Origin of the sequence: Novosphingobium mississippiense (assembly GCF_044029535.1) — a bacterium.
In the GTDB taxonomy this organism is placed as follows: domain Bacteria; phylum Pseudomonadota; class Alphaproteobacteria; order Sphingomonadales; family Sphingomonadaceae; genus Novosphingobium.
In genome coordinates, this window is sequence record NZ_CP147003.1 from 2,115,047 (window position 1) to 2,122,887 (window position 7,841).

General features: G+C 61.8%; 9 protein-coding genes. 4 read left to right on the forward strand and 5 right to left on the reverse strand.

Annotated elements, in window-relative coordinates:
- Positions 1-191: 191 nt before the first annotated feature.
- The 4 genes from WBP06_RS27795 to WBP06_RS27810 form a co-directional block, all read right to left on the reverse strand.
- Positions 192-584: a hypothetical protein gene (locus WBP06_RS27795; protein WP_395335939.1), complete on the reverse strand. Its 393-nt coding sequence runs from the start codon at positions 582-584 to the stop codon at positions 192-194.
- A 258-nt stretch (positions 585-842) separates the two neighbouring features.
- Positions 843-1,295 (reverse strand): YbaN family protein, encoded by a 453-nt coding sequence (locus tag WBP06_RS27800; protein WP_395335940.1) that lies wholly within the window; start codon positions 1,293-1,295, stop codon positions 843-845.
- A complete protein-coding gene (locus WBP06_RS27805) occupies positions 1,279-1,881 on the reverse strand; it encodes a biliverdin-producing heme oxygenase (RefSeq protein ID WP_395335942.1) in 603 nt (200 codons plus the stop codon). Before WBP06_RS27805 ends, WBP06_RS27800 begins: the two co-directional genes overlap by 17 nt.
- Positions 1,882-1,908: 27 nt before the next feature.
- On the reverse strand, positions 1,909-4,143 hold the full coding sequence (locus WBP06_RS27810; RefSeq protein ID WP_395335945.1) for a TonB-dependent hemoglobin/transferrin/lactoferrin family receptor: 2,235 nt from the start codon (positions 4,141-4,143) through the stop codon (positions 1,909-1,911).
- 204 nt (positions 4,144-4,347) lie between these two features.
- Here WBP06_RS27810 and WBP06_RS27815 point away from each other — a divergent pair, with 204 nt between their 5' ends.
- The 3 genes from WBP06_RS27815 (at position 4,348) to WBP06_RS27825 (ending at position 6,200) form a co-directional block, all read left to right on the forward strand.
- Positions 4,348-5,145: a DUF4198 domain-containing protein gene (locus WBP06_RS27815; protein WP_395335947.1), complete on the forward strand. Its 798-nt coding sequence runs from the start codon at positions 4,348-4,350 to the stop codon at positions 5,143-5,145.
- An 8-nt stretch (positions 5,146-5,153) separates the two neighbouring features.
- Positions 5,154-5,624, forward strand: a complete 471-nt coding sequence (locus WBP06_RS27820) for a hypothetical protein (protein ID WP_395335949.1) — start codon at positions 5,154-5,156, stop codon at positions 5,622-5,624.
- Between the two features lie 78 nt (positions 5,625-5,702).
- Positions 5,703-6,200 carry a GNAT family N-acetyltransferase gene (locus WBP06_RS27825; RefSeq protein WP_395335952.1) on the forward strand — a complete coding sequence of 166 codons (498 nt, stop codon included), beginning with the start codon at positions 5,703-5,705 and terminating at the stop codon, positions 6,198-6,200.
- Between the two features lie 56 nt (positions 6,201-6,256).
- Here the strand turns inward: WBP06_RS27825 and WBP06_RS27830 are convergent, their stop codons facing one another.
- A complete protein-coding gene (locus WBP06_RS27830; RefSeq protein ID WP_395335954.1) occupies positions 6,257-6,556 on the reverse strand; it encodes a hypothetical protein in 300 nt (99 codons plus the stop codon).
- Positions 6,557-7,035: 479 nt separating this feature from the next.
- Here WBP06_RS27830 and WBP06_RS27835 point away from each other — a divergent pair, with 479 nt between their 5' ends.
- The gene (locus WBP06_RS27835; RefSeq protein ID WP_395335956.1) at positions 7,036-7,830 is read left to right on the forward strand and encodes a SapC family protein; all 795 of its coding nucleotides are present in this window, start codon (positions 7,036-7,038) and stop codon (positions 7,828-7,830) included.
- Positions 7,831-7,841 lie beyond the last annotated feature (11 nt).

The following is a 7,841-nucleotide window of genomic DNA, read 5'->3' on the forward strand; positions in this document are numbered from 1 at the left end:
TTTAGGCGTGAGGAGAAACTTGCATGACCGCCTGCTTTTGGTGGTTTAGAGGGAGATGTTGAACAGCGGAGAGTGCGGGTAAGCCTTTCGGCAAGCATAGCCAAAAAAACTATTTCATGGTGTCAGAAGGCCGCGCTTTTCGAGACTCAAGGGCGGAGGATCGGCAATTTTTTAGATCATCAAGATGAGTTTTATTCTACATTTACCGGTGTGAGCACTACATTACCAGTTTTTTTATCAACACCGCCAATCGCTTTGGTCAATTTTAAATTGTCGACTGCATCTCGAAGAACACTCCGAACGACTGACTGCTGCGGCTGAGCTTCAATACATGCCGCTATCCAGCGATCGCTAAGCTGCATTCCATATGTCGGGTGCTCGCGAAGTTGCGCGTCGCCTAGATGATCGATTTCGACAGCTATCATAGCAATGACTGCCGGCCCATCTTTCTTGGATATGACAAAATCAATCCCGCCATCATCTAGGGGGGCATTGCCAATCACAGTGTAATCGGCCCGACTGAGAACTGAACTTAAGAGTTCGCGGGTAAGGCCCAATGTGTCAGGTTCATATTTATTAGACATTGGGGAAATGCCAAAGATCGCTCTGATTTTTGAGATTGTCTGCAAATACGAAGCCCAACGCCGAGAGCGCATTTCCAAGTCCCTTGAAGTGCAAGATCCAGAGCATTACGATCCAGGGACTTTTCTGTCGATGAACAGCCATGCTGGCGGTTCCTGACAGGCCGGTTTTATCCGCTACGTTGGCGAATTCGGAATGGCAAATTGAACAGGATAATTGAGGTTAGCTGCCGCAGACTGCAGGAACGCTAATCACCCCGTCTAAGCGTTTTCCGCTTCCACTTCGGTCGTTACTTGCCCCGGCTCTCGCCGCCGCCCTACCCAGATGGCGCAGCACAGCAGCAGCGCCGCCACGGGCAGCGCCACCATCAGGCTCGGCCGTGCCAGCAGGCAAAATGAGGTGAAGCCGATCGTCATGCCGATCCACGAAGCGTATTTGGCGTGACGCGGGATCGCCCGCTCCGCCCGCCAGGCGCGAAGCCCGGGGCCGAAGCGGGGATGATTGAGCAGCCAGGCTTCCAGACGCGGTGAAGACCGCGCGAAGCAAGGCAGGGCGAGGATCATGAAGTCGGTCGTCGGCAGCAGCGGGACGAAGATCCCGATCACCCCCACGCCGACCAACGCCAGGCCCAGCGTCAGCCAGACCCAGCGCGCTGCCCGCCCGCGTTTGAGCAGGACGTCGGTAGTGTCGGGCCGCTCAGGCGAAGCGGGCATCGGCGAGCGACCGGACGCGTTCGAATGCGGCCTTGGCGCCCGCCACGGCGCGCTCTTCTTCCTCTTCGGTGAGATTGGCCGCATCCAGCCCCGCCACGAAAGCGCGCCAGTGCGCCGCCGGACCTTCCGATGCCGGGGCGAGATGGCGCGCGCCGTGATTGTCCGAAAGGCCGATCTTGGCGGCTTCCTTGCGCAGCAACGCCGCGCCCATGTTCGAGCCTTCGGCAACGTAGAGCCAGCCGAGTGCGGTGGGCACGTCCACTGCCGTGCCGGCCGCGAATGCCGGAGGGCCATCGGCCTCTGGCAGTTCGCGGTCCAGATCGGCCAGGTCCGCCGCGATCAGGTCTATCCGCTGCCGTTCGGCAAGGCCCGGCAGCACGTACTGCAGGGCCTCCACCGAATAGAGCGCGGCGATGTCGCGGTGGAACAGGTACTGCATCTCCACGAAGCGGGCATAGCCCGGCACGCTGGCGAAGGGGTCGGCGGCCATGATCGCCTTGTCCAGGCGATCATGCATGTCGTGCGTCCCGGCGCGAAGCGATTGCACCAGGGTGGGTGCCAGCGCGTTGTCAGCAGGTTGGGTCATGATCCGGTAAGGGCCTTTCAGAACGGGTCAGAATGAAATCAGCGCGGTCGCCTTCACGGTGCGGCCGGGTTGCGAATAGAACAGCTTGCCGATGCTGCCGCTGTCCGGCAGGTCGAGCGCGTTGTAGTAGGTCTTGTCCAGCAGGTTGTAGACACCGACCTGAATGCGCAAGCCCTCCGCGAACGCAGGACGCAGCCATGCGGTTGCATCGATGATGCCATAGCTGGGCGTCTTGTTCAGGTCCGACGCCGGATTTTCCACCTTGTTGCGCGATGCGGCGACCGTGCCGGACAGGTCCAGCCCGAAGTTCTCGTGGCTGTAGCCCACGCCCAGCACCGCGCGCAGCGGCGGGATGGAGTTCAGGTGATAGTCGTCCTCGGTATTCTTTCCATTGGCATAGGCGATCGAGGTCCAGGTCCGCCAGCTCTTCGAGAATTCCCAGTTTCCGCTCGCCTCGATGCCGTAGATGCGCACGCGGTCGAGATTCATGTACTTGAACACGCCGAAGGGGAAGCTGCCGGACAGGCCGGCGGCGGCAGCCGTGGTCGTCACCGTATCGATGAAGTTGCGATAGTTGTTGTGGTAATAGGCCACGCGCAGGCCCCGCTTGTCGTCACCGAAGCGGGCCCCGAACTCGTAGCCCTTGCTGGTTTCGGGCTTCAGATCCGGGTTGCCGATGCTGACGTAGCTGCCGGTGCCGCCGTAGGTAAGGTAAAGCTCGGTGGCCGACGGCGCGCGGAAGGCCTGCGAATACTGGCCGTAAAGCGTCAGCTTCGACAGTACCTGCGCCTCCACCAAGACCTTGGGCGACCAGCGCGTGTCCGAAGACTTTGCGGGCAGGCCCTCATAGGCGGCGTTCTGGGTGTAGGTGGGCGTGTCCTGCGGCGAACGGCGGTAGTAGTCGTAGCGGATGCCCGGCGTCACGTGCAGCCAATCCGCCGCGCCGAAGCCGATGCGGTCCTGGATGACGAGGCCCAGGTCGGTGCCGTGGACGGTGGGCATGTCCGACTGGTTCACATGGAGGAACGAGCAGGAATAGATCGCGGCGGTGCAGTTGTCCTGCCCAGCGGCGTACTGGCTGGTGTTGGTGCGATAGGCTTCGCCCGCCACGGTCACCGCGTGGGAGATCGGGCCGGTCTGGAAATCGGCGGTGATGTTGCCGTTCAGGCCGAACATCTCCACCTGCAGGTCGCTGTCGCGGATGTACTGGCCGATCGGCGCGGTCTTGCGCGTGCCGTCGGTGTAGGTCTGCAGGTTGCTGCGCTGCCAGTAGCCGACCAGATGCGCCTCGCGGATGGTGCCGCCTTCGCCCTGATAGTCGTAGCTGCCGGAGATGCGCTTGCGCTTGGTCTTCTCGTCGGTGAGGTAGGTGGAATAGGTCGATCCGACGCTGGTCAGCGTGTTCTCGTTGTAATCGCGGGAGAAGATTTCGCCGGTCAGGCCCAGGCGATGGCCGCCCGGCAGGTACTGGTGCAGCTTTACCAGCAGGTTGAGCTGGTCATAGCTGGCCGGGTTCGGATCGGTGCGGGTGGTGCCGGTGCCGCCGGTGTTGCCCTGGTTCTTGGTCTCGTTGCCGTTCTGGTAGCCGCCCTGGATCAGGAACAGCGTATCCTTGCTGCGCACGGCGGCGGCCTGGTTCAGGAAGATGCTGTCGCTGGCGCTGTCATAGGTCACCTTGCCAAGGCCGGCCTGCGTCTTGCCGTCTACCAGCAGGTCTTCCGGGTCGAGCGTACGCAGCGCTAGCGTACCGGCCAGCGCGCCAGTGCCGAAGAAGCTGGAATCGGCGCTTTTCACCACGTCGATCGCGCTTAGCGAGTTGAAATCGAACGAGGCGACGCCGCCCTGCACGCCGCGCGCGCCGTCTTCCAGCCAAGGTGTGCGAATGCCGTCGATCGTGGTCAGCACGCGGTTCGAATCAAGCCCGCGAATGTTGATCGAATTGTTATTCGGATTGAAGTTCACGCCGGCATCGACGCGGCGGGCATAGTCCGAAAGGCTGTCCACCATGCGTTCGCGCAGCGTTTCTGCCGTGGTCGTGGTGGTCAGCACGCGCGGCTTGCCGATGCTGCTGTGATCGGCATCGGCATCGTCGGTTTCCGCGCTCGCCCTGACCGGGAAGCTGCCCAGGCGAACCGCATTGTCCTTCGAGGCGCCATCCGTCGTCTGCGCCAGCGCAGGGGTGCAGGGAACGGCAAACATCAGCGCCGCAACGGCCCAGCCGATGCTCGCTTTGCTCGTTCCTGTCAGCAGACCCATATCCATCACATGATTCCTTTCCACGAATGCGAGGCAATAGCAATAAGAAGAGGCGGAAACGTCGCGAGTGACCGCGATTCCCCGCCGAAAAGTGAGAGCCCCAGGCGCGTCCCCAAGAGCGCCAACGCCGCTCATTTATCTTACTGCTATTGATTCGCAATAGAGTTTGTGAGACGAGCCGCGCATTCGCTTTTTCAGGGGATGGATTACATGACTCGTTCAAACCGACTCCGGCTGGCGCTCGCCCTGGCCGGCTGCGCCTTTCCGGTGCTTGCGGCGGCACCGGCGCTCGCGCATTCGCCCTATCTGCTGCCCAACGCCTTCACGCTGGGGCAGGCCGATCACGTGACCGTGGAAGCGGCCTTCAGTGAACATGTCTTTGTGCCGGCCATCGCCATGCCGTCGGACGCCTATCAGGTGATCGGTCCCGATGGGCAGGCAGCGCCGCTGAAGCCGGTAATGCTCCGCGATCTTGCCGTGCTGGAAGTACCGACGCCGGCCGATGGCACGTATCGCATCAGCAGTGGCGAACGACAGGGGCGTGTCGCCAAGGCCGCGCTGATAGATGGCGAATGGGAATTCATTGACCCACGCCGCCCGCTCCCCGCCGGGGTGACGCCGGTGGACATGCAGAGCATGACCAAGGCGGAAACCTACGTCAGCCGTGGCAGCCCGACGCAGGCAGCGCTGGCGCCCACCGGCAAGGGCATCGAATATCGCGCGATCACGCACCCGGCGGCGATACGCGTCGGAAAGCCCGCCGAATTCCAGGTTCTGTTCAACGGCAAGCCGCTGGCCAATGCCGATGTTGAGGTGGAGGCAGCCCGGCCGGGCGAGCTTGAGAACCGCCGCCTGCCGCTGATCACCAGCGATGCGCAAGGCCGCTTCAGCATCACCGCGCCGGAGCCGGGCCTCTACTTCGCGATGACCCGCCATCGCGTGAACGCCGCCGGGAGCGATCCGGCACGCAGCTACACCTATGCCCTGACCTATTCCGTAAGCGAATGAGAAGACCCATGACCAAGAACACGATCAAGATTGCCCTCGCCCTCGCAGCATCCCTGACTGCCTTCGGCACTGCCCAGGCCGCCTCTCACGACCGGGCCACCTTCATCAAAGAGCAGGACCTTGATGGTGACGGAAAGGTTGGCAAGGACGAATACCAGCGCGGCCGCGACGCCGAATTCGCGCGGATGGACCGCAATCACGACGGTGTGCTGTCTCACGACGAATATGTCGGTGACTATCGCGAGCGGCTGGAAAAGGAACTGCTGACCGAACCCGCCGCCTCGCGCGAGGAAGAGCGCACCCGCCAGATGCGCCAGGCAGAGGTGCGCTTCGGCGTTCTCGACAGCGACAAGTCCGGCGGCATCACCCATGCCGAGTTCGATGCATCGGGCTGGGCGATGTTCCTGCGCCATGATGCCAACCACGATGGCTTCGTCTCGGCGGAAGACGCCAACGTCAAGCAGGACGCGGATTCCTGATGACGGCTTCATAAAGGCTCCCAGCGACAGCGCGGCGGATCTCTTGCCTTGATCCGTTGCGCTGCCTAACCGGCGGGCATGAGCAGCCTTGTGATCCGGCCCTTCGTTCCTGCGGACGAACAGGGCGTCGTCGACGTGATCCTCCCGATCCAGCGGGAGGAATTCGGCCTTGCCATCACGGCCGACGATCAACCCGATCTTCGCGCGGTTCCGGCCTTTTACCAGACCGGTTCCGGCGAATTCCTGATCGCGGAGTTTGACGGGCGGATCGTCGGCACGATCGCGATGAAGGACATCGGACGCAAGATGGGGGCCTTGCGCAAGATGTTCGTTACGGCCGAATTCCGGGGCAGGGAATTCGGCGTGGCGCAGGCGCTTCTGGCCCGGCTGCTCGAATGCTCGCGCGCGGCGGGGATGCGGGAGGTCTATCTTGGTACGACCGACCGCTTCCTCGCCGCGCATCGCTTTTACGAAAAGCACGGCTTTCGCCTGATCGATGTGGCAGACCTTCCGGCAAGCTTTCCGCGCATGGCTGTGGACACGCGATTTTACGCGTTGGAACTTGCTTCCGGATAGCGGCCCAAAAGGCGATCAGACTATCCGCAGCCCTCAAATTCCGACGTCTGCCTTGATCAGAGCGCCAGTACCAGCTTGTCGCCTTCGCGTGGCAACGTGGCTTCGTAACCGGGCAGTGGCGCGAACGTTTCTTCCAGCATTTGCGCTTCCGAGAGCCCGGCCAGCTTGAACTGACCCAGCCGCTGCTCCTCGGGCGTACGCCAGGCCTTGCTCATGTTCAGCGCGCTGACGAACAGATCGCCATGACGTTCGAACAGCAGATGCGGCGCCAGCTTGATGGCGGCGCCGTTGTATTGGGTCATCACGGTGCGCTGGTGTGCAATGGCAGCCATGATCTGCATGCGGGTCTCGCTCATGCGCGAGCATCCGGGATCGAGTAATTGTGCATTGCAGCATAGTGCGGTGTTCACGCCAGGAATACAAGGGCGGTAATCGGATCGATTTATGCAATCGCGCTTGCGATCGGGCTCAGGTCGTCAGTTAACACGCTGCTGAAAAACGACTATTTCGAAATATCCGACAGGCCTGACAAATTGCTGACATCGATGTCGGAAATCACCCCTTTCTCGGCTCACCGCAAAAGCTTGGTTAAAAGCGCGTAAACCGCCGTTCCTGGCGGGATTGCGTCTATAAGTAGATGAACGGATTGCGCTAATTTGGCGACACGCCGAAAGAAAGGCGACACACATGCTTGCGCCCCTGTAAACCTTTGCACTAAGGGCGCGGCTTGTAAGTCGCTGATCTAACACGTGAACGATGTTCATTTGCCGGCCATGGGGCATCGCTTGCGATGCGGCCGGTGCGCGACGGACTTTGGAATTTACTGGTGGGGCATATGACGGAATCGAAGCAGAAAAATCGCAAGGCAACCGACGCAGCGCAGAAGGCGGCGGCGGCTCCACAAGTGAACGGCAGCCTGCCGCTCTATCGCGATCCGCGCCCGGTTCATGGCGCCACCCATGCCAATTCGGCGGTGGTCGTTGCGCCCACCGATTTCGGTTTCGCCGCCGGTGCGCCGATGGTGCAGCTTTCGGTCGACGAGTTCGAGCGCGCCGCGCTGGACTATCCGATCCTGTTCTTCGGCGATGATCGCCAACCCTACGTGGTCACCGCGCTTGAAGCGGAAAAGAACCTGTTCGTGACGGAGGGTGGATACCGCCTTGGCGCCTACATTCCCGCCTACCTGCGCCGTTACCCCTTCGTGTTTGCGCGCGACGAGGGTAGCGATCGTCTGATCCTCTGCCTCGATCACGCTTCGGGCCGTGTGGCGAACAAGGGCGATGAAGGCGCGGTTGCGCTGTTCGATGATGGCACGCCCACCGAACTGACCTTGCAGGCGCTGCGCTTCTGCGAAAACTACGAAGCAGCACAGGCCCGCACGCGCCTGCTGATTGAGCTTCTGGATGAATTCGACCTCTTCGAGGTGAAGAGCGTTCATTACACCGCGCCCGGCGCCACCGCGCCCAGCCTGCTGGTGGAATACCGCTCGGTCGATCGCGCCCGTTTCGAGGCACTGCCGGCCGATTCCTTCCTGCGACTGCGCGATGCCGGGGCCTTGCCGGCGATCCACGCGCAGATCGCATCGCAGGCGAAGTGGGAAGCGCTGGCGGCGATCGCCGGCCAAACCTGATCCATAATCGA